Annotated in this window: 23 protein-coding genes and 1 pseudogene; 16 read left to right on the top strand and 8 right to left on the bottom strand. The window is 44.3% G+C overall.

What is annotated here, in order from left to right:
• Positions 1–187 precede the first annotated feature (187 nt).
• The 7 genes from tmk to galE all read left to right on the top strand — a co-directional run bounded on the left by tmk (position 188) and on the right by galE (position 5,475).
• The gene (tmk, locus tag ACG95_RS02300) at positions 188–853 is read left to right on the top strand and encodes a dTMP kinase (protein ID WP_047998952.1); all 666 of its coding nucleotides are present in this window, start codon (positions 188–190) and stop codon (positions 851–853) included.
• Positions 850–1,179, top strand: a complete 330-nt coding sequence (locus tag ACG95_RS02305) for a cyclic-di-AMP receptor (RefSeq protein WP_047998953.1) — start codon at positions 850–852, stop codon at positions 1,177–1,179. The genes tmk and ACG95_RS02305 overlap by 4 nt, the downstream gene beginning before the upstream one ends.
• 16 nt (positions 1,180–1,195) lie before the next feature.
• Positions 1,196–2,212: a DNA polymerase III subunit delta' gene (gene holB, locus ACG95_RS02310; RefSeq protein WP_047998954.1), complete on the top strand. Its 1,017-nt coding sequence runs from the start codon at positions 1,196–1,198 to the stop codon at positions 2,210–2,212.
• Between the two features lie 24 nt (positions 2,213–2,236).
• The gene (locus ACG95_RS02315) at positions 2,237–2,584 is read left to right on the top strand and encodes a DNA replication initiation control protein YabA (protein WP_047998955.1); all 348 of its coding nucleotides are present in this window, start codon (positions 2,237–2,239) and stop codon (positions 2,582–2,584) included.
• A 114-nt stretch (positions 2,585–2,698) separates the two neighbouring features.
• A complete protein-coding gene (gene rsmI, locus ACG95_RS02320) occupies positions 2,699–3,589 on the top strand; it encodes a 16S rRNA (cytidine(1402)-2'-O)-methyltransferase (RefSeq protein ID WP_047998956.1) in 891 nt (296 codons plus the stop codon).
• Between the two features lie 6 nt (positions 3,590–3,595).
• Positions 3,596–4,381 (top strand): acyl-[acyl-carrier-protein] thioesterase, encoded by a 786-nt coding sequence (locus ACG95_RS02325; protein ID WP_047998957.1) that lies wholly within the window; start codon positions 3,596–3,598, stop codon positions 4,379–4,381.
• A 98-nt stretch (positions 4,382–4,479) separates the two neighbouring features.
• Entirely contained in the window at positions 4,480–5,475 is a 996-nt protein-coding gene (galE, locus tag ACG95_RS02330) for a UDP-glucose 4-epimerase GalE (RefSeq protein WP_047998958.1), read from the top strand.
• A 67-nt stretch (positions 5,476–5,542) separates the two neighbouring features.
• On the opposite strand, the gene phnW is transcribed toward galE, so the two are convergent.
• The 6 genes and pseudogenes from phnW to ACG95_RS02360 form a co-directional block, all read right to left on the bottom strand.
• Complete coding sequence (gene phnW, locus ACG95_RS02335) at positions 5,543–6,643, bottom strand: 2-aminoethylphosphonate--pyruvate transaminase (protein WP_047998959.1); 1,101 nt, start codon at positions 6,641–6,643, stop codon at positions 5,543–5,545.
• Between the two features lie 14 nt (positions 6,644–6,657).
• Entirely contained in the window at positions 6,658–7,455 is a 798-nt protein-coding gene (gene phnX, locus ACG95_RS02340) for a phosphonoacetaldehyde hydrolase (RefSeq protein WP_047998960.1), read from the bottom strand.
• 24 nt (positions 7,456–7,479) lie between these two features.
• Positions 7,480–8,334: a PhnE/PtxC family ABC transporter permease gene (locus tag ACG95_RS02345; protein ID WP_047998961.1), complete on the bottom strand. Its 855-nt coding sequence runs from the start codon at positions 8,332–8,334 to the stop codon at positions 7,480–7,482.
• Positions 8,331–9,135 (bottom strand): annotated as a pseudogene (gene phnE, locus ACG95_RS02350) (phosphonate ABC transporter, permease protein PhnE). Before phnE ends, ACG95_RS02345 begins: the two are co-directional and overlap by 4 nt.
• On the bottom strand, positions 9,125–9,892 hold the full coding sequence (gene phnC, locus ACG95_RS02355) for a phosphonate ABC transporter ATP-binding protein (RefSeq protein WP_047998962.1): 768 nt from the start codon (positions 9,890–9,892) through the stop codon (positions 9,125–9,127). The pseudogene phnE and the gene phnC overlap by 11 nt, the downstream one beginning before the upstream one ends.
• Positions 9,893–9,931: 39 nt before the next feature.
• Positions 9,932–10,981 (bottom strand): phosphate/phosphite/phosphonate ABC transporter substrate-binding protein, encoded by a 1,050-nt coding sequence (locus tag ACG95_RS02360; RefSeq protein ID WP_047998963.1) that lies wholly within the window; start codon positions 10,979–10,981, stop codon positions 9,932–9,934.
• 276 nt (positions 10,982–11,257) lie between these two features.
• Between ACG95_RS02360 and tsaB the strand changes: the two genes are divergently transcribed.
• Genes tsaB through tsaD form a run of 4 tightly spaced genes read left to right on the top strand, consistent with a single transcriptional unit; the run spans position 11,258 to position 14,044 of the window.
• Entirely contained in the window at positions 11,258–11,983 is a 726-nt protein-coding gene (gene tsaB, locus ACG95_RS02365) for a tRNA (adenosine(37)-N6)-threonylcarbamoyltransferase complex dimerization subunit type 1 TsaB (protein ID WP_047998964.1), read from the top strand.
• Entirely contained in the window at positions 11,967–12,545 is a 579-nt protein-coding gene (gene rimI / locus ACG95_RS02370) for a ribosomal protein S18-alanine N-acetyltransferase (RefSeq protein WP_047998965.1), read from the top strand. The genes tsaB and rimI (ACG95_RS02370) overlap by 17 nt, the downstream gene beginning before the upstream one ends.
• The gene (rimI, locus tag ACG95_RS02375) at positions 12,538–12,993 is read left to right on the top strand and encodes a ribosomal protein S18-alanine N-acetyltransferase (protein ID WP_047998973.1); all 456 of its coding nucleotides are present in this window, start codon (positions 12,538–12,540) and stop codon (positions 12,991–12,993) included. The genes rimI (ACG95_RS02370) and rimI (ACG95_RS02375) overlap by 8 nt, the downstream gene beginning before the upstream one ends.
• A gap of 4 nt (positions 12,994–12,997) precedes the next feature.
• The gene (gene tsaD, locus ACG95_RS02380; protein WP_047998966.1) at positions 12,998–14,044 is read left to right on the top strand and encodes a tRNA (adenosine(37)-N6)-threonylcarbamoyltransferase complex transferase subunit TsaD; all 1,047 of its coding nucleotides are present in this window, start codon (positions 12,998–13,000) and stop codon (positions 14,042–14,044) included.
• Positions 14,045–14,092: 48 nt separating this feature from the next.
• On the opposite strand, the gene ACG95_RS02385 is transcribed toward tsaD, so the two are convergent.
• Positions 14,093–16,075: an ABC-F family ATP-binding cassette domain-containing protein gene (locus ACG95_RS02385; RefSeq protein WP_047998967.1), complete on the bottom strand. Its 1,983-nt coding sequence runs from the start codon at positions 16,073–16,075 to the stop codon at positions 14,093–14,095.
• A 169-nt stretch (positions 16,076–16,244) separates the two neighbouring features.
• Here ACG95_RS02385 and ACG95_RS02390 point away from each other — a divergent pair, with 169 nt between their 5' ends.
• Positions 16,245–16,907, top strand: a complete 663-nt coding sequence (locus tag ACG95_RS02390) for a redox-sensing transcriptional repressor Rex (RefSeq protein WP_047998968.1) — start codon at positions 16,245–16,247, stop codon at positions 16,905–16,907.
• 255 nt (positions 16,908–17,162) lie between these two features.
• On the opposite strand, the gene ACG95_RS02395 is transcribed toward ACG95_RS02390, so the two are convergent.
• Positions 17,163–17,807: a CPBP family intramembrane glutamic endopeptidase gene (locus ACG95_RS02395; protein ID WP_047998974.1), complete on the bottom strand. Its 645-nt coding sequence runs from the start codon at positions 17,805–17,807 to the stop codon at positions 17,163–17,165.
• 193 nt (positions 17,808–18,000) lie between these two features.
• On the opposite strand from ACG95_RS02395, the gene groES reads away from it, so the two are divergent.
• The 4 genes from groES to ACG95_RS02415 all read left to right on the top strand — a co-directional run bounded on the left by groES (position 18,001) and on the right by ACG95_RS02415 (position 23,368).
• Positions 18,001–18,285, top strand: coding sequence for a co-chaperone GroES (gene groES, locus ACG95_RS02400; protein ID WP_047998969.1), 285 nt, complete (start codon positions 18,001–18,003; stop codon positions 18,283–18,285).
• A gap of 52 nt (positions 18,286–18,337) precedes the next feature.
• The gene (groL, locus tag ACG95_RS02405) at positions 18,338–19,963 is read left to right on the top strand and encodes a chaperonin GroEL (RefSeq protein WP_047998970.1); all 1,626 of its coding nucleotides are present in this window, start codon (positions 18,338–18,340) and stop codon (positions 19,961–19,963) included.
• 253 nt (positions 19,964–20,216) lie between these two features.
• Entirely contained in the window at positions 20,217–22,052 is a 1,836-nt protein-coding gene (locus ACG95_RS02410) for an APC family permease (protein WP_047998971.1), read from the top strand.
• A gap of 218 nt (positions 22,053–22,270) precedes the next feature.
• Complete coding sequence (locus ACG95_RS02415) at positions 22,271–23,368, top strand: glycosyltransferase family 4 protein (RefSeq protein WP_082137282.1); 1,098 nt, start codon at positions 22,271–22,273, stop codon at positions 23,366–23,368.
• The last annotated feature ends 104 nt before the right edge of the window (positions 23,369–23,472 follow it).

Consider the following 23,472-nt stretch of genomic DNA (forward strand, 5'->3'; position numbering starts at 1 on the left):
GCCGCATGTATAATATTTACATAGGGCAGTAATCTAGTTTCAATAAAAATAAATTGTTAACCACAATTGGTAGTGTTTTATCACTAAAAACAACCGAGAAAATACTGTCGCTTGTGGTGAGTGCATTAGACATGCCCGCCACAATCAAGTACAATTACAACATATAAGAAAATAGATGGGATTGGGAATGTTGACAGGAAAATTAGTTACTTTTGAAGGGCCGGATGGTGCCGGTAAAACGTCAGCTTTGAACGCCATTGTGGCACAACTACAGCCACAATTAGGGGATCGATTAGTAGTTACTCGTGAACCGGGCGGCAATCAAATCTCAGAAGCCATTCGCCAGATTATCTTAGATCGCCACAATACGGAGATGGACGTTCGCACAGAAGCGTTGTTGTACGCAGCAGCTCGGCGGCAACATATCGTGCAGAAGATTCTACCAGCATTGCAAAATGATCAATTGGTATTGTGTGATCGTTTTATTGATAGTTCGGTAGCTTATCAGGGGGCTGGTCGGCATATCGGTGAACAAGCTGTTTATGACATGAACCAGTTTGCAACTGAAGGTTTGACACCGGACTTAACGTTGTACTTTGACGTTGATGCAGCAGTTGGATTGGAACGCATCCAGACGCATCGCCAGGATGAAATTAACCGGCTGGACGTGGAAGCTTTGAGTTTCCATCACCGAGTTCAGGCGGCTTACTTACAATTATTAGCGGATAATCCAGATCGAATTAAGCGCGTCGACGCGAGTCAACCGTTAGATCAAGTGGTGACGCAAGCCTTACAGATTATGAAGACGTTGTTACCAACGTATTTGGCAACGGAAGGGGAGGCGCCGAAATGAAATTAATTATTGCAATTGTGCAGGATAAAGATAGTAATCGCTTAAGCAGTCAGTTTATTGAATCAGATGTACGCGCCACTAAATTATCGACTACGGGTGGGTTCTTGCGGTCTGGGAACACGACGTTCATGATTGGGATTGATGATGACCGGGTCGATGAAGTCCTAGGAATGATCAAAGAAATCAGTCATGCGCGTGAGCAGTTTATGACACCACCAGTTAATCTGGACGTGACCATGGACGGCGCAGCTGCTTATCCAGTTGAAGTCCAGGTGGGCGGGGCAACCGTCTTTGTCTTACCAATCGAACAATTTCATCAATTTTAGTTAAGGGTGGTTGAGAATGGCAACAACTGATACATTTACCCAAACGTTGACGGCTAAACAACCACGATTATTGTCAGCATTTGAACATATTATTGCGCAAAACCACTTGGCACATGCTTACTTGTTTGCGGGCATGGATGGTGCCGGGCAACCTGAATTAGCTTACTGGATCGCTCAACGCTTGTTTTGCTTGAATGTTAGCGAGGGGCAACCTGATGGTACTTGCGAAGAATGTGTGCGGATCGCTAACGGGTCCCACCCGGATATTGTGACGGTGGCACCGACTGGTCAGAGTATCCACGTGGATCAAGTTCGATATTTAAAATCGGAATTTTCGAAGAGTGCCGTGGAAGGTAATCGCAAGTTATTTATTATCAGTGATGCTGAGAAGATGACGGCGAGTGCGGCGAATAGTTTATTGAAATTTATTGAAGAGCCAAGTGGGAACGTCACGGCGCTACTGCTGACGACGAATAAGCAATTGATGTTACCGACGATCATTTCGCGGACACAGGTTATTGAATTTCCACCGTTAAATGCTCAGGCTTTACAGCGGACGTTTGAAGAAGCTGGCATTCCACCCAACCAAGCGCAATTATTACGTGGGCTTACGAACAGTTTGACGCAGGCGCAAGCGTTGCTAGCCGATGACTGGCTACCTCAGACGGTGACGGCATTGTGGCGGTGGTTTGATCAAGTGGTTAAAGGTGATCCACGTAGCTTCGTGGCGGTTCAGGTCACTTTAGTTGGCTTGGCTAAGGATGCGAGTCAGCAATTGGTCATAATGGACTTGATTGCAGCACTGTTCCAGGATCTCTTGCAGTTGCATTTTCAGATTGATGCGACGGAATTGACCTTTGGACAGTATGAGAAGGAACTGGGCACGTTGACGGCGGGACTGAATGAGCAGCAATTAGTTCAGGCAACTGAATTGGCATTGACGTCTAAACGTCAATTAGCTAGCAATATTAGTTTTCAGAACGTGTTAGAGGGGTTAACGCTGACGCTGTGGCCCATTTTTAAAAACGCTTAAATAAAGGAAAACGAGGGTGAGTGCGTGGATAAGCGTGATTTATACGATAGTTTTGGTGGTATGGAACAACAGATGCAACAGATGTTAGATAACATGGCCAAATTACGTGCGGATATGACGACGGTGTTAGAAAAAAACGCGGAACTCGTCATTGAGAATGAACATTTACGTGAGCATATGGTCGAAATCGAAAATGAATTACCGAAAAAGGCCGCTAGTACGACCACGCTCTCGAAGTCACGGCAGAACTTAGAAAAATTGTACGATGAAGGTTTTCACGTGTGCAACCAATTCTATGGTAAGCGTCGTGATGATGACGAATCCTGTGTTTTTTGTTTAGAGGTCATTTATGGTGAGCGTGAGCGGGCCTAATCATGATAGCGAGTCTGGGCTAACACCCAGGCTTTTTGTGCATTTAGCCGGTAACACGGTAGTTGAAAATAATGGTTATTTTAAATAGACGATGATTTAGCTAGGAGGTATTCATTGGAAACACAACAAAGTTTTGCTGATCATGCGGGAATTGGAACCCTATACTTAGTCCCAACGCCCATTGGTAATTTACAGGATATGACTTACCGGGCAGTAGCAACCTTGAATGAAGTTGATTTAATTGCGGCTGAGGATACCCGGAACACCCAAAAGTTGCTGAATCACTTTGAGATTACGACGAAGCAGATCAGTTTTCATGAACATAATACGCAGGAACGAATTCCACAATTCATTGAAAAATTGCAGGCTGGAACGAATTTAGCTCAAGTCAGTGATGCCGGCATGCCTTCCATCAGTGACCCTGGTAAGGAGCTGGTGGCAGCTTGTATACAGGCCAGTATTCCAGTCGTCCCCTTACCCGGTGCTAACGCAGGTTTAACAGCGTTGATTGCATCAGGACTGGTACCACAACCATTCTATTTCTATGGCTTTTTACCACGTAAGAAGAGTGAGCAGAAAAATGACTTGGAACAACTGGCTCAGCGACACGAAACGGTGATTTTATATGAATCCCCATTCCGCGTAGCTAAGACGCTGACGTTGTTGGCCACTGTCTGTGAAGGTAGTCGTCAAGTAGTTGCTTGTCGGGAATTAACTAAGCGTTATGAAGAATTTGCTCGTGGCACGTTGACGGAAATGATTGCTTGGTCACAGGATCACCAGTTGAAGGGTGAATTTGTTCTGTTGATCAGTGGTAATCCTGAAGAAACGGTCACGGAAACGACGGATGAATTGGCACAATTGCCAATTAAAGCGCAGGTCGAAGCATTGATTGCAGCTGGAAATAAGCCTAACGTTGCAATCAAGATGATTGCTAAGCGCCGTGAGTTAGCGCGTCAGACCGTGTATAACGAGTTTCATGACCTGGATGTTAAGGAGGATTAACGATCAATGGCAACTTTAGGGGCAACCGCGAGTGTATTTAGTGAGCAACACCGTATTACCTATTATGAATGTGATCGAACGGGACGTGCAACGCTGACGACCTTGATCAATATTGCAATCTTGGCGTCGGAAGATCAGAGTGATGCGTTAGGTTTGACGACGGATTTTGTGCAAAGTCATGGGGTTGGCTGGGTTGTTACCCAGTACGCCATGGATATTACGCGGATGCCGCGTCAAGATGAGACGGTGACGATTGCTGTTCGTGGTAGTGCGTATAATCCATACTTTGCTTACCGAGAGTTCTGGATTCGGGATGCAGATGGGCAAGAGTTGGCTTACATTACGAGTATCTGGGTTACGATGAGCCAGGAGTTACGTAAGATCGTTAAAATCTTACCAGAATTGGTTGAACCGTATCAGACAGAAGCTGTTAAACGAATTCCACGTTTGCCACGGCCAATCAACTTTGAAGTAACTGATGAGACCATCACGAAACCCTATCAGGTTCGTTTCTCAGATATTGATCCGAATCGGCACGTGAACAACGCGCATTACTTCGACTGGCTGATCGACACGTTACCAGCAGACTTTCTATTACAACATGATTTGTTGCATGTAGACGTTCGTTACGAAAATGAAGTGCAGTACGGGCACACGGTCTCAGCACACGTCAATATTTTACCAAGTGAGCAACCGGATCAAGTGACAACTAGTCACTTGATCGCAGTCGGTGATGAGAAGTGTTGTGAAGTGACGATTCAGTGGCGTAAATTGAGTGAACCAATTGAATAGGCTTGAAAGCTTGGTATAAGTATATTTATATGGGTTGAAACGAGTCTGGTTTGGCTCATTATGCTATGATAAATATAACAATATAGGGGAGGTTCATTATGTCAATTCTTGTTTTAGGGGGAGCCGGCTACATTGGTTCTCATATGGTAGATCGGTTAGTTGAACATGGTACGGATGTTGTCGTTATCGATAACTTAGTTACGGGTCACAGAGCAGCGGTTAATGCTGCAGCCAAGTTTTACCAGGGTGACTTACGTGATGCGGACTTTTTGAACCACGTCTTTGATGAAGAACAGATTGAAGCAGTCGTTCACTTCGCGGCCTTTTCAATAGTACCCGAATCAATGGAAAAACCACTCAAGTATTTTGACAATAATACGGGTGGCATGATTACGTTATTGGAAACAATGCATGCGCACGATGTTAATCAAATTGTCTTCTCATCAACGGCAGCAACGTACGGTACACCTGAACAGATTCCAATTAAGGAAACTGACCCACAGAACCCTATCAATCCTTATGGGGCAAGTAAACTAATGATGGAACAGATCATGCACTGGTCAGACGTTGCTTATGGGATAAAGTTTGTGGCTTTACGCTACTTTAACGTGGCGGGTGCTAAGCCAGATGGTAGTATCGGTGAAGATCATGGCCCTGAAACCCACCTTGTACCAATCATTCTCCAGGTTGCGCAAGGCAAACGTGATGAACTTAAGATTTTTGGCGATGACTACAATACGCCGGATGGAACTAATGTACGTGACTATGTCCACGTGCTGGATTTAGCCGATGCGCACATCTTGGCGCTGAAGTACTTAGCAGCCGGGAATGATAGCAATGCCTTTAACCTAGGTTCTTCAACTGGATTTTCTAACAAGCAGATGTTGGCAGCTGCTCGGGAAGTAACCGGCGAACCAATTCCAGCAACGTTAGCACCACGACGTCCTGGTGATCCAGATTCATTGGTTGCAGCTAGTGATAAGGCTCGTGATATCTTAGGTTGGAAGCCTAACTATGATGATGTCAATGAAATTATTAAGACGGCTTGGGCTTGGACCCAGAAGCATCCTAATGGTTATGATGATCGTAAATAATTGAACCTTAAAAAGCCGTCCAGACATTCGTTGTTGAATGTCTGGACGGCTTTAGTTTGTGGTATTATTAACGATTTAGTTTCTGATAATCGCTAATAACGGCTAGCAATCGTTGAATATCTGAGGTAGTAACGTCGCCAATCGTCCCAATCCGGAAACTAGGAATATCCGAAACTTTGCCAGGATAAATTACAAAGCCCCGTTCCTTGATGAATTGGTAAAAATCGTTGAAATCAAACTGTTCATTTGGATATTTGAATGAAGTGATAATGGGGCCTTGAACGGCTGAATCAATAACTAATTCAAATCCTAAGGCTTGCATGCCATTACTGAGACAAGTTTGGTTAGCTTGATAACGCCGATAGCGTGGTGTAACGCCACCTTCTGTTTCTAGCTCGTTCAGTGCCTGGGCGAAAGCGTGGACAACGTGGGTTGGTGACGTGAAGCGCCATTTTCCTGGTTGTTTGGACATCGCTTGCCACTGATCGTATAAGTCTAAACACAGTGAGCGGGCATTATTTGCCGTTTGACTGAGCGTTGTTTGTTTGGCAATGATGAAGGCAAAGCCGGGGACACCTTGGACACACTTGTTGGCGCTACTGACGAGGTAGTCACAATCTAACTGGTCAACGTCAATGGGGACGCCACCGAGACTGGACATGGCATCAATAATCGTGACGATACCCCGAGCTTTCATCAAGGGCATTAATTGCTCGATGGGATTAAGAATCCCAGTCGTCGTTTCACTATGAACGGTTGCGAAGTGGGTAACCTCTGGGTGAGCGGTGAGGACGGCTTCGATTTGAAGTGGATCAACGGCTTCACTTTCATCGAAGACGACGTCAACGTGCTGGATACCATAGTATTCAGCGATATCACTCATACGGTGGCCGTAAGCGCCGTTGATTGCAATCATTAGAACTGCACCAGAACGTGGAACTGCGGTGCCGATAGTGGCTTCCACACCGTAACTACCGCTACCTTGGAGTAGGACAGTCGTGTAGGTCTGTGGATTAGCTTGAGCCAACGTTAAGATTTGTTGGCGAATGGTTTCAGTAATGTTGCGATAATCGTCATCCCAAGTACAGTAGTCAATCTGCATGGCTTCTTTAACGGTTGGGGTTGTACTGAGAGGTCCTGGTGTTAGTAGTAAATAAGGCTGTTTCATGGTTGGTCTCCTTGCTAGTGAGCAACAGTAACGGGGTGATTGATGTGGTCGATCAATGCGGGTAGTTCAGTCATTGATTGAAGGACATAGTCAGCGCCGGCTTGCTGGTAGGCAGCGGCTACGATTGCCCGGTGCTCAGCTTGTTCGGTTGCTGACAACGTATTGAACGCTGTTTGTGACAGTCCCATGAGGTTACTGCCATCGATGATTCCTACTGAGATGGCGTTCGCATTCTTTCCCTCAAGAATATCGTTGACTGAATCACCGACTTTCATGACCGTTGTTGGATCAGTCACCTTAAGTTGGCTGCTGGCTAGTGCTAGCATGTCCGGAGCTGGCCGACCAATACCATTTGTTTGTTCAGAAGTAATGTTAACCAGTGGTTGATAACCTTGGTTAGCTGCGAGTGGTAGCACGAGAGCTAACATCTCAGCATCGTAACCAGTAGTCGTGCCATAAACGATCTGATGAGTGTTGAGATAGTCTATGACTGCGGTCATACCAGGTTTTAGTTGGGTAAATTCTGATAATGAAGCGAGCAAGATTGCTTTGAAATCGCTGAAGATCTGATCGCAATCATCGCTAGAAGGCAAGACCTGAAAGCGAGCTTGCCAGTTATTTTGAACGGTGGGGAGCCCGATAATCTTTTGAATATGAGCGTACTTGTCTAGACCCATGTCCTGTCTGATCTCAGCTTCCGAGATCTGAATGCCAACATTTTCAAAGGCTTGTTGAAAGGCAACAATTGGTGCTCGGCTCCCATAGTCGATGGTGGTTCCGGCCCAATCAAAAATTACTGCTTGAATCGTCATTAGTGAAAACTCCTTTAAATTCGGTTAGTTATGGTCTAAATAGTGGCTGCGTAAATGCATGGAAACAACTTCGAGAATAATGGCAACGCCTAAAAGTAAGTAAACAATGAGGCCAACTTCATGGAAATTAAAGTAAAAATTCCCAGCCATGAAGAGGTAGTAGCCAATATCGTCAGCTCCGGCAGCAGCACCGACCGCAACGGCGTTAGCAAAGTTGATCTCAAAACGGATGAACGTCCAACTGAGCAATGCCGGAATGATCGATGGTAAGACAGCTTGGAAAATAATTGCCCAGAAACCGACGCCGCTGGCCTTTAAAGCTTCAATCGTATCTGAAGAGGTTTCTTCGATACTTTCGGAGTAGGCTTTAACGAGGTAGGCAACGCTATGGAACGTCAAGCCGACTACAGCGGCACTGGCGCCCAATCCCATGACGGCTGAATAAATCAGCACCCATAGAATCGTGGGAATAGCTCGAATGAAGGCCATCACAGATTTGATAGTCGTTGCTAACCAGGTCGGTGCTAAATTGCGAGCCGCACCCACGGCAATGAAGAAGGCGATGATTGCCCCTAAAATCGTGGTAAGCATTGCTAAAGCAACGCTAGTTAGTAAGGCGTGTAATAGAAGTGACCAAGAATCTTGACCAACCGTTGGATGCAAGAACATTGCGTTGAGGTTGGTTCCCAGGCTTTTGAACGCATCACTAATGTTTAGGTTAGCGTTATCGAGCGTTGCCAAGGAGTAGATTGTGATAATGGCAAGTCCAGCAAGAACGCCGCACAAGATTTTACGGGGCGTTGTCACTAGGGAGATGTGGTTTGATGTGGGTGCCGTTGGACGCATCATATTAGGTTTAGATTGACTATTTTCAATCATGCAATGGCCCTCCGAATTTGGTTAGAAGTTAGTTCGAGACAGATCACTAGAATGGCAATCAGCAGGACAATTAAGCCGGCCGCATCGTAGTGGAAACTTTTGAAGTAGTGGTCGAAGAGGAAACCGACCCCGGTTCCAGTTAATAAACCAACGAGGGTTGCATCACGAAGGTTATTTTCAATCATGTATAGGATCCAACTAGTGAGCGTACTGGCCGCTTCTGGTAGGACGCCACAAAAGACACATTGAAAATAATTTGCGCCGACTGCTTGTAAGGCTTGCAGCTTTTCGGCGTCGAGATCCTCGATAGTTTCGGTAAAGGCCCGGGTAAGGTAGCCCAGCGTCATAAAGAAGAGCGCTAAGAATCCAGTAAAGTCACTCTGTTTAAATGAGAAGAGTAGGATCATCGCCCAAGCGACAACTGGGATATTACGTAATATTGAAGCACCAAAACGAATCACTAGTCGCAAGATGGGACTTGGAGTGGTTGTTTTAGCACCTAGAATCGCAAATACCAGTGAAAAAAGACTGGCAACGATGGTTGAAAGAAATGGCAACCAGCAAAGTCCGCCACAGTTGATAAAGAATAGGTCCTAAATAAGAAATCGAACGTTCAGTTGGAATGAAGTTTTTAAACAACCAAATTAAACCAGCCGGAATTTGTGTGATGGCAGTCCAAGTTTGAAAATTGACGAGAATCATTGAGGCAACGTAGATGGCCAAGATGATGATTAAGACCACTGATAATCGTAAACGTCGTTGCCGGAAAAACTGTTGCGGTGATTGAGGATTAGTTTTCATTAGCAGTCACCGCTTGTGGGTCAGCTTGCCGATAGATTTGTTGTAAGACCTGATCATCGACGGTTGAGGTAGCCCCTTCAAAAACAATCATGCCACTATTGATTCCAATGATGTGGTCAGTGTAGTCCATTGCAATATCAACTTGATGTAAGTTGATCATGATAATGAGCTGTTTTTCCTTAGCTAATCTACGCAAAATATCCATGACAATTTTAGTTGACTTGGGATCGAGGGAAGCAATTGGTTCATCACACAGAATCATTTTTGGATGCTGCATGAGTGCCCGCGCAATCCCGACCCGTTGCTGTTGACCACCACTCAGTTGATCACACCGTTGATAGGCATAATCTTTGAGACCGACCTCGTCCAATAGTTCTAGGGCTTCTTGTTTTTCCTCATTACTATAGAGTCCAAACATGCCGGCCAAAGTTGATTTGGCACCCAAACGGCCGTGCAGAACGTTTTCTAAGGCGGTTAGTGGACTGATTAGATTGTAATTTTGAAAAATCATCCCAATATGATGACGGATTTTGCGTAGTTCAGCTGGATTAGCTTGACGAATATCGGTATCATCTAACAGGATTTGGCCGCTATCATCACGAATTAATTGGTTGATACTCCGGAGAATCGTTGTCTTTCCGGCACCCGAAGGCCCAATAATCGCAGTTACTTCACCGGGTTGAGCGGTAAAGTTAACTGATTGGAGTGAGTGCTTATTTGAACCGTAAGTTTTATCTAACTGAATGACCTTAAGCATGGTATGTCCTTTCCTTGAGAACGCGATGGTGAAACGGGTTTAGTAACCCACTAACTTATGAGTTGGCGCGTACCACTTGTCTGTTACTTTAATTAGTTGAGACTTATCGGATGTTTTAGGGAACATCATTGGTGTCTTAGCGTTTGGTGCTGAGAAGATCTGTTTGTTTTGAGCAAATGACTTAGATGTAAATTCTTTAGCAATCTTAGTCTGATCAGCTTGACTCAATGCCTTCGTGTTATAAACCCAAGGGCCTTGTTGAACGGGCATCATGGCAATATTAACAACTGACTTACCGGTTAAATTAGTGAAAGGTGCTTCGGCGTCGTCTTTAACAGTGAAAGTCGAGCCCAGTTTGTTCCATGAACCGTTGGTAACTTTTAGATATGGCATTAAGTCGGTATCGTCGAAAGCGGCTACGTCGACATCACCCTTTAAGAGGTTGACGGCAGAACCTTGATGTGAGCCACCATAGAGGACTTTATTGAAGAATGAACCGCTCTGAGTTAATTTGTCCTGATCGGCAGATTTAACTTGGAATTCACGTGAAATTTCAGCAGTTGGAACTAGGAAGCCAGACGTTGAGCTGTTCGAAACGTAGGACATTTTTTTGCCCTTAATTCCTTTAATGCTGTATTTACCGTTTTCTTCATACTTTTTAGCGTCTTTTTGTTGTACCATTAAATATGAGTTATAGGTTGCTTTCTTTAAAGTACCTTCGGAATCAGATTGAGCCGCGAATGGAACGACATCTTTACTAAGGTGGTGCGATTGGATATAACCGTTGGCCCCCATGTAAGCGACTTGAGCTTTACCAGAAGCGATGGCTTGAATGGCCACGTTGTAATCGGTCGTTGTTTGGAGCTTAACCGTTTTACCAGTGGACTTTTCGATGGATTTCTTGATTGCAGTCCGTGAACTGGCAAAGCTCTTGGCAGATTCATTAGGATAGAAAACCACGGTGATGGTTTTGTCCTTGTTAGTACTGCTGGCTGATTTGGTGCTGGTACCACTGGCACAGCCAGCGAGTCCTAATCCTAGGACTGAAACGAATGAGAGACCTAATAGTGACTTACTGAGTTTTGACATAGTTTCAATTACCTCCAAGTAATTTTAGTTACTTGTGTAGCATACCAAGGGATTGTAAATGTGATGACAAGGAAGCGTGAAGTATCTGTATAAGTTATGTAAACGGCATTTACGTTACCATTACAGGCTATAATTGGTAAGGCAAACTCGAACTCAGCAAGTTAGCTATGACTTGAGACAAAATTGAATTGGTTAGTGTTAAGCGCAATGCTTTCAAAGTAAGTAAATTATGATAAGATATGTGAAGTAATTCAAAATGAGGAGTCTTTAAAAATTATGAAGTTGTTGGCAATTGATACTTCCAACCGACCATTGAGTGTGGCGGTGCTAGAAGATACAACGATTTTGGCTACAACGACTACTAATATTGGTCGCAACCATAGTAGTACGTTATTACCAATTATTGAAAATCTGATGGCGCAGGCGGGATTGCAACCGGCCGATTTAGATCGGATCGTTGTTGCGACAGGACCAGGATCGTATACAGGAATTCGGATTGGGGTCACGACTGCTAAAACGTTAGCTTTCACCCTTAACAAAGAATTAGTAGGGGTATCGAGCCTCGCCGCCTTAGCTGGAAACGTGGTTAAGGAAGGCCAATTAGTGGTGCCGCTATTTGACGCGCGCCGAGACAATATTTTCACCGGGCTATACCGGATTGAAAATCACCAACCGGTTAGTGTGATTGCAGACCAACATGTCAGTGTGACGGAGTGGGTACAACAGTTAGCTCAGTATCCAGAACCACTCGTGTTTATTGGTACCGATGTTGAACAGTATGCAACTGATTTACAGGCACAGTTAGCGGATCGTTTCGTACGTGCCCAAGCACAGTTGGATTTACCCCAAGCAACGGTATTAGGGTTAATTGGTCGGCAGTTGCCGCCCGTTGAACACATCCATGATTTTGTCCCTGACTACTTACGTTTAACGCAAGCTGAACGTGATTGGCAAGCTAAGCACCCAGAAAAGGAACATGCGCCCTATGTTGAAAAAATTTAAGGAGTACTTTCAGAAAATTGCATCCAATGGTAATCAGCGTCGGCAACGAGTTCTTGCCATTGAAAACCATATTGTTCAAGTTGGAACGACCGGGTATTACGTGTCACAAGCGTTAATTACGGATGTTCCAGAAATGTTAGCGATTGAACGGGCAGTGTACGCTGGTCAAACGCCTTGGGATGAGAATGCGTTTAAGACGGAGTTACGTCGTCAAAGTGGGCGTTTCTACATTGTTATGCGGCATGAAGATCGACTACTTGCTTTTTGTGGGTGTGTCTTTGACGATCGGCGTCAAGATGCTCATATTACGAACATTGCAGTCCATCCGGATGTTCAAGGCCAAGGCTTAGGACGTTTTATGATGGAAGTTATGATCAAACGTGCGCGCAAATTACATTACCAAACGGTCACACTGGAAGTACGCGCCAGCAATACGATTGCCCAGCAGTTATACCAACACCTTGGTTTTGAAAAGACTGGGATTAAGAAGCGGTACTACTTCGGTGATCACGAAGATGCAGTGGATATGACGTACCGACTTGCTGCAGACGAAAATGACTGACCGACAATTAGTGACGGTAACGGATCAAACGATTCCAGCGATGGCGCAAGTGTGTTATGACCTAGCTGATGCGGCGTATCCAAGCGGTTCGCCGTGGCAATTGGCAACGTTTGAAGCGGACATGGCATTGGCCACTGCAACTTATGATCTGTTGGCATGGCAGGGACAATTCATTGGTTTTATCAGTCGCTCAACGGTACTTGATGAGTCTGAGATTACCAATATTGCGATTGCCCCCACTTATCGGCGACAAGGTCATGCTCAGTGGCTATTGACGGCGTGTTTAGAGCAGTTACCCGTGGGCCAGGTCTTTCTAGAAGTGCGTGCGGGAAATGTTGCTGCCCAACGGTTGTATCAACAGTGTGGGTTTCAGCAGTTAACGGTACGATCAGCGTATTATCACGATCCAGTAGAAGACGCGTTGATTATGCGTAAAATTATTGATTAAAAGGATGGGAACCGTGGAAAAACAAAATTTGATTTTGGCGTTTGAGTCGAGTTGTGATGAAACCAGTGTGGCCGTTATTCGTAATGGTCATGAGATTTTATCAAACGTGATTGCAACGCAGATTAATAGTCATAAACGGTTTGGCGGCGTTGTTCCTGAAGTGGCGAGCCGTCACCATATTGAACAGATTACGATTTGTATTGAATCAGCTTTACAAGAAGCTGACGTGACCTATGAAGACTTGGACGCAGTAGCCGTTACATACGGTCCTGGATTGGTCGGTGCTTTGTTAGTAGGGGTTAATGCGGCTAAGACGGTAGCATACGCGCACCACTTACCATTGATTCCGGTCAACCACATGGCGGGACACATTTACGCTGCACGTTTTGTAAAACCATTTGAATTTCCAATGATGGCTTTGCTTGTTTCAGGTGGCCATACAGAATTGGTCTACATGCAGGCAGATGGTCAGTTTGAAATCATCGGTGAAACTCGCGACGATGCTGCGGGTGAGGCTTATGATAAAATTGGTCGGGTATTAGGTGTGCCTTATCCAGCCGGTAAAGTCATTGATGAAATGGCTCATCAAGGTCAGGACACCTTCAACTTTCCACGGGCGATGATTGATGAAGATAACTATGATTTTAGTTTTAGTGGGCTGAAGAGTGCCTTTATTAATACCGTTCATCATGCGGACCAGATTGGTGAGACGCTGGATCATAATAATTTAGCGGCTAGTTTTCAAGCTAGTGTGGTAGACGTGTTAACTAGTAAGACGTTGCGGGTGCTCAAACAGTATCCAGTAAAGCAATTAGTACTTGCTGGTGGCGTGGCTGCCAACCATGGTTTGCGCGAACGACTTCAGGAAGTATTGCCACAAGAATTTCCAGAAATGGAATTGATCATGGCACCTTTGAAGTTATGTGGCGATAATGGTGCGATGATTGGTGCGGCTGGTTACGTTCAGTACCAACACCAACAATTTGGGGATGCAGCTTTGAATGCGGATCCTAGTTTGGAATTTGACTGGATGCCAGGAATGTTGAAGTAATAAAAAAAAGAACGCTAATCGGAATTTTTCCGATTAGCGTTCTTTTGGTTAATCTAGTTCTTCTAATGCTTCGGCTTGTTCAGTCCAATCAGTTTCAACTTCTTCTTGTTGTGCATTGATGGCATTGAGTTCTTTTTGCAAGTCTTGAAGTTTACCGATGTCGGCAACGGCATCCGGATGGCTCATTTCAGCCTGAATCCGAGTCGCTTGTTCATCGAGGGCCGTCATCTGTTCTTCTAGAGCAGCCACACTACGTTCAAGTTTGCGTTTTTCGCGCTGTTGTTGCTTACTTGCCTGATAATTCTGTTGGCCTTTGGAGCGAGGTGCCGCTGCAGTCGCAGCTGTTTCTGGTTCAGAACTAGCGCTGGCTTGCTGCTCAGCTGCTTCACTGGCAGCCGCAGCTTCAATCTCAGCCTGTTCCTGCTTCTTATCAACGTAGTAGTCATAATCACCCAAGAAGAGTTCGGTACCTTCTGGCGAGACTTCAACCACGCTGGTAGCGACTTGATTAATAAAGTACCGGTCATGAGAAACGAAGAGGAGCGTGCCGTCAAAATCGTTGAGGGCGACTTCCAACACTTCGCGACTGTCGATATCTAGATGGTTGGTCGGTTCGTCAAGGATTAAGAAGTTGTTGTTTTGCATCGCTAACTTGGTCAGTAACAACCGGGCCCGTTCACCACCAGATAGCGCGTGGACAGGTTTATCAACGTCTTCACCAGTGAACAGGAAGCTACCAAGAATCGTGCGAATATCTTTTTCAGGCGTGGTCGGATGTTCATCCCAGAGTTCGCCTAGAACGGTCTTGCTGTCATGGAGATTACGTTGTTCCTGGTCGTAGTAACCAGTCTCAACGTTAGTCCCAAAGACAGCTTCACCCTTGATGAACGGAATCTTACCTAAGACACTCTTCAGGAAGGTTGATTTACCAATCCCGTTAGGTCCTACAATGGCAACGGCCTCATGTTTTTTAACGTCCAAGCTATCCGGTTCAGATAAAATAGTGCCTTGATAACCTACGGCGGCATCTTTTACCGTCAACACGATGTTACCGCTCTGCTTAGCGGCGTGGAAACCAAAGTGGGCGGCCTTATCATCGCCATCTGGTCGATCAAGACGATCCATCTTAGCTAATTGCTTGCGTCGAGACTGGGCTCGTTTAGTCGTAGAAGCCCGCACAATGTTACGATTGACGAAATCTTCAAGCTTACTGATTTCGGCTTGTTGCTTTTCGTAGTGTTTCCATTGGGCCTGAATGCGGGCTGCTTTTTCTTGAATGAAACGGTCGTAATTACCGGTGTAATGCACCATCTCGTGATGGGATAAGTCATAGACTTCGTTGACGACCCGATCAAGGAAGTAACGGTCATGACTGACGATCAGTAGAGCACCGGTATAGGATTGTAAGTAGCCTTCCAACCAAGTTAAGGTTTCAACGTCCAAGTGATTGGTCGGTTCATCTAGAATCAAGAGATCACGTTTTTCTAGCAATAGTTTGGCTAAGGCCAGTTGAGTTTTTTGACCACCAGAGAGTTCAGTGACCGATTTGTCATAGACGTCAGCCCCAAATTGAAATCCATGAAGAACCCCACGGATTTCAGCCTGATAACCATACCCATTTTTTTGTTGAAATTCAGTTTGAACCTGATCATAGCTCTTCAGCGTTTGCTGATAAACTTGGTCATCATTCATAATTTGAGGGTCACTTAACTGGGCTTCCAGTTTGTGCATATGGTCTTCTAAGGCGTGTAATTCAGCGAAGACACTGCTCATTTCTTCCCAGATTGTATTGTTACTATCGAGGCCTTGGTCTTGGGCTAAGTAACCGATTGTTAAACCTCGGCGCATTGAGATTTGGCCTTCATCTGGAACGGTTTCGCCAGCAATCATTTTAAGTAAGGTTGATTTACCTGCACCATTGCGACCAACTAATGCTACTCGACCGTGCTCTTGGATGTCCATTTGTACGTTATCGAACAAGACATCGGCGCCAAAACGCCGCATGACCTGCTGTACTTGTAATAAAATCACGTTTTTTAAGCTCCTTTCACATTCAATTCGTCACATAATTGTAGCATATTGCGTAGGTTTGCCCCAGTAATTCGGAATAATAAGTAATTATTATTTCACAAAGTGAATGGTTATGCTAGAATAGTGTCAGCAAATTCACAAACTTTTAATTGAGGAGGAAGCATCCAATATGGCAGAAACAAAGATTCCCCGAGCAACGGCGAAACGCTTGCCAATCTATTACCGCTATTTAAATATCTTGTTAGATGCAGATAAGAAACGCGTATCTTCAACCGAATTATCTGAAGCAGTTAAAGTAGATTCAGCAACCATTCGTCGGGACTTTTCATACTTTGGGGCGCTGGGTAAGCGTGGGTATGGTTATGATGTTGAGACGTTACTAGCTTTCTTTAAGAAAATTTTAAATCAGGATACGTTAACAAACGTGGCTTTGATTGGGGTCGGTAACTTAGGCCACGCTTTACTGAATTTTAACTTTCATAAGAATAGTAATGTGCGGATTTCGGCGGCATTCGATGTCAATGAATCAATCGCAAATACAGTTCAGAGTGGGGTACCCGTGTATCCAATGACGGAACTCAAAAAGCAATTGATCGAACAGCAGATCGAAATTGCAATCTTGACCGTTCCAACAACGGTTGTACAAAAGATTACGGATGAACTGGTCGATGCTAACGTCAAAGGAATCATGAACTTCACACCGTTACGGGTTTCAGTTCCGGATACGGTACGGATTCAAAACGTCGATTTAACTAACGAATTACAAACGCTAATTTACTTTATTGAACATTACGGTCAACAATTAGGTGGCGCGGATAATGAGAGCGAATAATCATAAAAAGGAGTTATGACATAAGTCATAGCTCCTTTTGTGTTTTTACATGGTAATAGTCGAAACGTGTGCGAGCAGGCAGAAACCTCCACGTAACCCGAAATCAGAGACAGATATCTAATCTCTGTTAATGGCCGAAACGTGTGCCAAAAGCCAGTTGCCTCCGCTCGGTTGCATAAAGAAACGATTGAAAGCCCCGATCATTCGGCTTCCTAGGCTATGCTCAGCAACTAACCGGCTTTTGGCACACTCTTATTATCTTGTTAATCCAAACAAGGTTGGTAAGACAACCACGGCATTCATGAGAACGTGCGCAATCATTGAGGTTTGGATACGCCCGGTCTGGCGGTATAGCCAACAGAACAGTAAACCAATGAAGGCGTACAGGATGAAATGACCGTCCGCGTGGGCTAGGCTGAAGAAGATACTGGAGATAATGGCAGCACCGACTTGGCCGGTAGCACTGCTCAAGCTACCAAAGAGAACCTTCCGAAAGACGATTTCTTCCATAATGGGTGCACCGATGATAATGGCTAGGAAGAAGATCGGGTACTGCTGTCCAACGGTTAGGAGCGTCGTTGTGTTGGTTGAGGCGGTCGATTGACCAAGCATCTGCATGACTTGCAAGATGAGCGATTGGCCTACAACAACTAAGACTAAGCCAATTAGGCCCCAGACAACGGTCATTAACCAACTACTAGGGTGTTGTTCAAGCACATTTTTTGTCGGTATCCGAGTTGCTAACCAAACTAAGATGACTGCACCAATCAGGTAGTCAGCAGTCTGGACTAAGAAGACTTGAGATCCTAGTTGATGGAAGAGCGTGATTAAGAGACTTGGGAGCAAGTAAATGATCGCATAAATAATGAGAATCAGTAACGATTGGCGGCGATTAGTCATGAGTTCACGTCCTTTTAAAGTTTGGTGTTCATACTTATATAACAACCATAGTAACACCTTTATAAGTGATTTGACATTCTTTGACTAATAAATGACAAATCACTTGCATTCTCAAATCAAAATGATATAGTTGACATTGTAATTAGCACTTGAGCTTTAGGAGTGCTAAAAAAGAACAAATGGAGGGATTCACGTGTTAAAACCATTAGGAGATCGTGTTATTTTGCAACAACAAGAAGAAGAAGAACAAACCATTGGTGGAATTGTTATTGCCAATAACGCTAAGGAAAAACCCCAAAGCGGTAAGGTTGTTGCTATCAACGACGGTCGTGTTTTAGATAACGGGACTAAGATTGACCCCAGCGTGAAAGTTGGCGATCAAGTGTTATTCGATAAGTATGCCGGTACTGAAGTTAAGTATCAGGATGCAAAATACTTGGTATTGCACGAAAAAGATATCGTCGCAATCGAAGACTAATCCATTTAAAACTATTTTTAAATAAACTAAATTCATGAGGTGAATAGAGATAATGGCTAAAGAATTAAAGTTCTCTGAAGATGCACGTTCAGCAATGCTAAAAGGTGTCGACCAATTAGCTAATACCGTTAAATCAACGTTAGGTCCTAAGGGTCGCAACGTCGTTTTGGAACAATCATATGGTTCACCAACCATCACTAATGATGGGGTGACCATTGCTAAGGCAATCGAATTAGAAGATCACTTTGAAAACATGGGTGCCAAATTAGTTTCAGAAGTTGCTTCTAAGACTAATGATATCGCTGGTGATGGGACGACTACTGCCACGGTCTTGACTCAATCAATCGTTACTGAAGGGATGAAGAACGTTACTGCCGGTGCAAACCCAGTCGGAATTCGTCGTGGGATTGAAGAAGCTACTAAGACGGCCGTTGATTCATTACACGCCATGGCTCACGAAGTTAAAACGCAAGAGGATATTGCACAAATCGCTGCCGTATCTTCAGCTAGTGAAGAAACTGGTAAGTTGATTGCCGAAGCTATGGAAAAAGTTGGTCATGATGGCGTCATCACGATTGAAGAATCACGTGGGGTTGACACTAGCTTAGACGTTGTTGAAGGAATGCAATTTGATCGTGGTTACTTATCACAATACATGGTAACTGATAACGATAAGATGGAAGCAGATCTCGACAACCCTTACATCTTGATTACTGACAAGAAGATTTCTAACATTCAAGATATCATTCCAATGTTGCAATCAATCGTTGAACAAGGCAAGCCATTGTTGATCATCGCGGATGACATCTCTGGTGAAGCTTTACCTACTTTGGTCTTAAACAAGATGCGTGGGACGTTTAACGTTGTCGCTGTTAAGGCACCCGGTTTTGGTGACCGTCGTAAGGAACAATTGCAAGATATCGCTATCTTAACTGGTGGGACTGTTATTACCGATGACTTGGGTCTTGAATTAAAGGACACGACCATCGATCAATTAGGTCAAGCCAACAAAGTTACGGTTACTAAGGATAACACCACCATCGTTGAAGGTGCTGGTGCCAAGGATGCCATTTCTGAACGTGTTGACTTTATCCGTAACCAAATTAGTGAAACCACTTCTGATTTCGATAAGGAAAAGTTACAAGAACGTTTAGCTAAATTAGCAGGTGGGGTTGCCGTTATTCGTGTCGGTGCCGCAACTGAAACTGAATTAAAAGAACGTAAATATCGGATCGAAGATGCCTTGAACGCAACACGTGCTGCCGTTGAAGAAGGCTTCGTTGCCGGTGGTGGTACTGCCTTTATCAATGTGATCAAAGACGTTGCTGCTTTGAAGGAAACTGGCGACGTTCAAACTGGGATTAACATCGTCCAACGTGCTTTGGAAGAACCAGTTCGTCAAATCGCTGAAAATGCTGGTTTAGAAGGTTCTGTAATCGTCGAAAAGATGAAGGACCAAAAGCCAGGTGTTGGTTTCAACGCTGCAACTGACGAATGGGTTGATATGATTGAAGCCGGAATCGTGGACCCAACCAAGGTAACGCGTTCTGCACTTCAAAATGCTGCTTCTGTTTCAGCTTTATTATTAACGACTGAAGCCGTTGTTGCTGAAAAACCAGACGAAAATGCACCAGCTATGCCAGCCGCACCAAACCCAGGTATGGGCGGTATGATGTAAACAAACCGTAATATTTAGCACCTACTCAGCCGAGTGGGTGCTTTTTTGATAGCGTGGGGTTGATGACGGAAAATATGGGTATTGCTTTATCGGAAGTGGAGCGGTAGGATAAGTCATTAACGCAAAACACGGGCACGATTATAATTAGATTAGCCCAGTGGGGAAACTGGTAGTATTTACTAATTCAAAGTAGTAAAATCTATTTTGGCTTAGCTATGGGAATAATTATTTTGGAAATAAAGGAGTTAATATCATGTGGCGTTATTTAAAACGGTTATTGATTGGGAAACCGTTAAAAACCATGGACGAGGGTGGGCAGGCGCTCACTAAGTTCAAGGCCCTGGCGCTACTGTCGTCAGATGCGCTATCTTCAGTTGCTTATGGGACTGAACAGATTACGACCGTCTTAATTACACTTTCGGCTGCTGCCTTGGTCTATCAATTATATGCAGCGGCCCTAGTGTTGGTTCTGTTATTTGCAATTACAATGTCATATCGACAAATCATTCGTGCTTACCCTTCCGGTGGTGGTGCGTATGTTGTCGCTAGTACTAACTGGGGGCGGCCAGCAGGTTTGGTTGCTGGTGGATCGTTATTAGTTGACTATATGTTAACCGTTGCGGTTTCAGTAACATCGGGGACTGAGGCGATTACGGCTGCTGTCCCAGCACTGGCAAATTATCAAGTATTAATCTCTATCTTGATTGTTGTTGGTGTGATGGCTTTAAATTTACGTGGAATGCGGGAATCAGCCTCATTCTTAACGTTCCCCGTGTACTTCTTCATTCTGATGATTGTCGGGATGGTTCTGTGGGGAATTGTCAATATTGCGAGTGGTAATTTAACTTACCACGCGGCTGCAACTATTGGTTCACCGGTTAAAGGTATGACGTTAATCTTGTTCTTGCGTGCATTCTCATCCGGTTCTTCGTCATTGACGGGGGTCGAAGCAATTAGTAATGCGGTTCCGAATTTCAAACGTCCTAAACGGAAGAACGCAGCCAATACATTAGCTATTATGTCATTAGTTTTAGCTGCATTTTTCGCAGGGATTACCTACTTAAGTTATTACTTAGGTATTAAACCAGAAGCTGGTAATACCGTACTTTCACAAATTGCGGGTGCAGTTTTTGGTCGGGGCTTATTCTATTACTTGTTACAACTATCAACGGCTTTGATTCTGGCCGTAGCTGCTAACACTGGTTTTTCTGCCTTTCCAATCTTAGCTTATAATTTGGCTAAGGATAAATTCTTACCACATGCTTACATGGATCGTGGTGACCGGTTGGGTTATTCCAATGGAATCATCTCGTTGGCTGTCGGTGCGATTGTGCTGATCTTCATTTTCCATGGTAAGACAACCTTGTTAATTCCACTGTACGCGGTTGGGGTGTTTGTCCCATTCACGCTTTCGCAATCAGGGATGATCATTCACTGGCTCCGTGAACGTGGGCAATGGTGGTGGACGAAGGCAACGATCAATCTGTTAGGAGCGTTGATTTCACTAGGATTAGTGATTGCGCTATTCATCTTACACTTTGGTAACGTTTGGCCTTACCTAATCGTTATGCCACTCTTGCTGTACATGTTCTACCGAATTCACATTCACTACAATCGGGTGGCTGCCCAGTTACGGGTAGTTGCTAAAGAAAAGGCTGAATTGCACGATTATGATGGTGCAACGGTGATTGTCTTAGTATCTAACGTAACCCGTGTAACGGCTCAAGCGGTCAATTATGCCCGTTCAATTGGGGATTATGTGATTGCTATGCACGTTTCCTTTGATGAAAACCCTGAGAAGGAACATAAGACAGCGGCGGAATTCAAAGAGACTTTCCCAGATGTCCGCTTTGTGGATATTCATTCCTCGTACCGTTCAATTGCAACGCCAACGTTACGTTTCTGTGATGTGATTGCAAAACGGGCGGCGGATCGGAACTTCTCAACGACGGTGCTGGTACCACAATTCGTTCCTAAGAAGCCATGGCAAAATATTTTGCATAACCAAACGAGTTTACGGTTACGTGCCGTTCTGAACTCTCGTGAAAATATTATTGTTTCAACTTATAACTATCATCTAAAAGAATAGTACGTTTAGATAAAAACCTGGCATAATAGCCAGGTTTTTGTTTTTCATTCAATAAAATTAATTGTTATAGTTAAGATTAGAGTTCGTAATAGCGGTATTAAGGGTCGAATTGTGAATGAATTGTGTTGCCTTTAATAAGATTCCTTGAAGCGAGTTGTCAAGTATCCCAGAGATTTGTATAATTATCATAATAAGAGTGAGAAGGGAGTTGCGCACAAATGATTAGATTTGAAATCCTAGTAGGCCTAGTGGCGACCATGATCGTTTCAGCGATCTTGACGCCGTTTGTGCGGAAACTTGCATTTAGGATTGGGGCGGTCGATAAGCCCAACGTTCGGCGGGTCAATAAGATTCCAATGCCGACAATGGGTGGGCTGGCCATCTTTGGTGCTTATACTATCGGGACAACGGTACTGTATTTGATGCATCAGTTTCCCAGCCGAATATTCTTTGCGCTACTCGGTGGTGAGCTAATTATCATTGCGACTGGTGTTATTGATGATATTTATGAATTGAAACCACGACAGAAAATGTTAGGAATTACGTTAGCAGCGTTGGAAGTGTATTTCATCGGTGGCATTCGGATGACGACTTTCACCTTTCCGTTTATCGGACTAGTTCATTTTCAGTGGTTGAGTTTGCCAATTACGTTACTGTGGATCTTGGCAATTACTAACGCGGTCAATTTAATTGATGGGTTGGATGGCTTAGCCACCGGGGTATCGATAATTTCGTTGAGTACGATGGGGATTATTGGCTTATTCTTCCTGAATGCCAATATGTTTGTTTCGTTACTGATCTTTACGCTAGTTGCCGCAATGATTGGTTTTCTACCGTATAATTTCTTTCCGGCGCGAATTTATTTAGGCGATACGGGTTCGCTGTTCATTGGATTTATGACGGCTGTCTTTTCACTATTCGGATTAAAAAACGTGACGTTGATCTCAGTTGGGATTCCGGTAATGATTTTGGGGGTTCCAATCACTGATACGGTTTACGCGATGATTCGGCGTGTGCTTAATAAAAAGCCCATTTCGCAAGCGGACAAGCACCATTTACACCACCGATTAATGCAACTCGGTTTAACTCATCGACAAACGGTTATGGTGATTTATGGGATTGCACTGATTTTTTCGTTTATTTCCTTACTTTACCCAATCTCTTCTATTTGGGGGTCGATTCTATTAACGATTGGTCTGTTATTCGGATTGGAACTCTTCGTGGAAGCAATTGGCTTAGCCGGTGACAATCGGCAACCGCTGTTAGATTGGATTAAACGGACGGTTGCACGGCTGACGTCTAAGAGTAATCATTAAAATTTAAATTAACTTGTACTGAGGTTGTGACTTAAGTCATGGCCTCTTTTTTGGTCTTAACTAAAGGTTAAAATTAGTCACAACTTTCGCCTCCGGTGGGCAGT

Origin of the sequence: Lactiplantibacillus herbarum (assembly GCF_001039045.1) — a bacterium.
Lineage (GTDB): Bacteria > Bacillota > Bacilli > Lactobacillales > Lactobacillaceae > Lactiplantibacillus > Lactiplantibacillus herbarum.

Coding starts and splice junctions, on each gene's coding strand:
- ACG95_RS02395 (WP_047998974.1), bottom strand. CDS start 17,807: ATGACTAATCGCCGCCAATCGTTACTGATTCTCATTATTTATGCGATC.
- ACG95_RS02360 (WP_047998963.1), bottom strand. CDS start 10,981: ATGTCAAAACTCAGTAAGTCACTATTAGGTCTCTCATTCGTTTCAGTC.
- tsaB (WP_047998964.1), top strand. CDS start 11,258: ATGAAGTTGTTGGCAATTGATACTTCCAACCGACCATTGAGTGTGGCG.
- ACG95_RS02305 (WP_047998953.1), top strand. CDS start 850: ATGAAATTAATTATTGCAATTGTGCAGGATAAAGATAGTAATCGCTTA.
- holB (WP_047998954.1), top strand. CDS start 1,196: ATGGCAACAACTGATACATTTACCCAAACGTTGACGGCTAAACAACCA.
- phnC (WP_047998962.1), bottom strand. CDS start 9,892: ATGCTTAAGGTCATTCAGTTAGATAAAACTTACGGTTCAAATAAGCAC.
- phnW (WP_047998959.1), bottom strand. CDS start 6,643: ATGAAACAGCCTTATTTACTACTAACACCAGGACCTCTCAGTACAACC.
- phnX (WP_047998960.1), bottom strand. CDS start 7,455: ATGACGATTCAAGCAGTAATTTTTGATTGGGCCGGAACCACCATCGAC.
- ACG95_RS02410 (WP_047998971.1), top strand. CDS start 20,217: ATGTGGCGTTATTTAAAACGGTTATTGATTGGGAAACCGTTAAAAACC.
- ACG95_RS02390 (WP_047998968.1), top strand. CDS start 16,245: ATGGCAGAAACAAAGATTCCCCGAGCAACGGCGAAACGCTTGCCAATC.
- groL (WP_047998970.1), top strand. CDS start 18,338: ATGGCTAAAGAATTAAAGTTCTCTGAAGATGCACGTTCAGCAATGCTA.
- ACG95_RS02415 (WP_082137282.1), top strand. CDS start 22,271: ATGATTAGATTTGAAATCCTAGTAGGCCTAGTGGCGACCATGATCGTT.
- ACG95_RS02325 (WP_047998957.1), top strand. CDS start 3,596: ATGGCAACTTTAGGGGCAACCGCGAGTGTATTTAGTGAGCAACACCGT.
- rimI (WP_047998965.1), top strand. CDS start 11,967: ATGTTGAAAAAATTTAAGGAGTACTTTCAGAAAATTGCATCCAATGGT.
- rimI (WP_047998973.1), top strand. CDS start 12,538: ATGACTGACCGACAATTAGTGACGGTAACGGATCAAACGATTCCAGCG.
- ACG95_RS02345 (WP_047998961.1), bottom strand. CDS start 8,334: ATGATTGAAAATAGTCAATCTAAACCTAATATGATGCGTCCAACGGCA.
- galE (WP_047998958.1), top strand. CDS start 4,480: ATGTCAATTCTTGTTTTAGGGGGAGCCGGCTACATTGGTTCTCATATG.
- tsaD (WP_047998966.1), top strand. CDS start 12,998: ATGGGAACCGTGGAAAAACAAAATTTGATTTTGGCGTTTGAGTCGAGT.
- tmk (WP_047998952.1), top strand. CDS start 188: ATGTTGACAGGAAAATTAGTTACTTTTGAAGGGCCGGATGGTGCCGGT.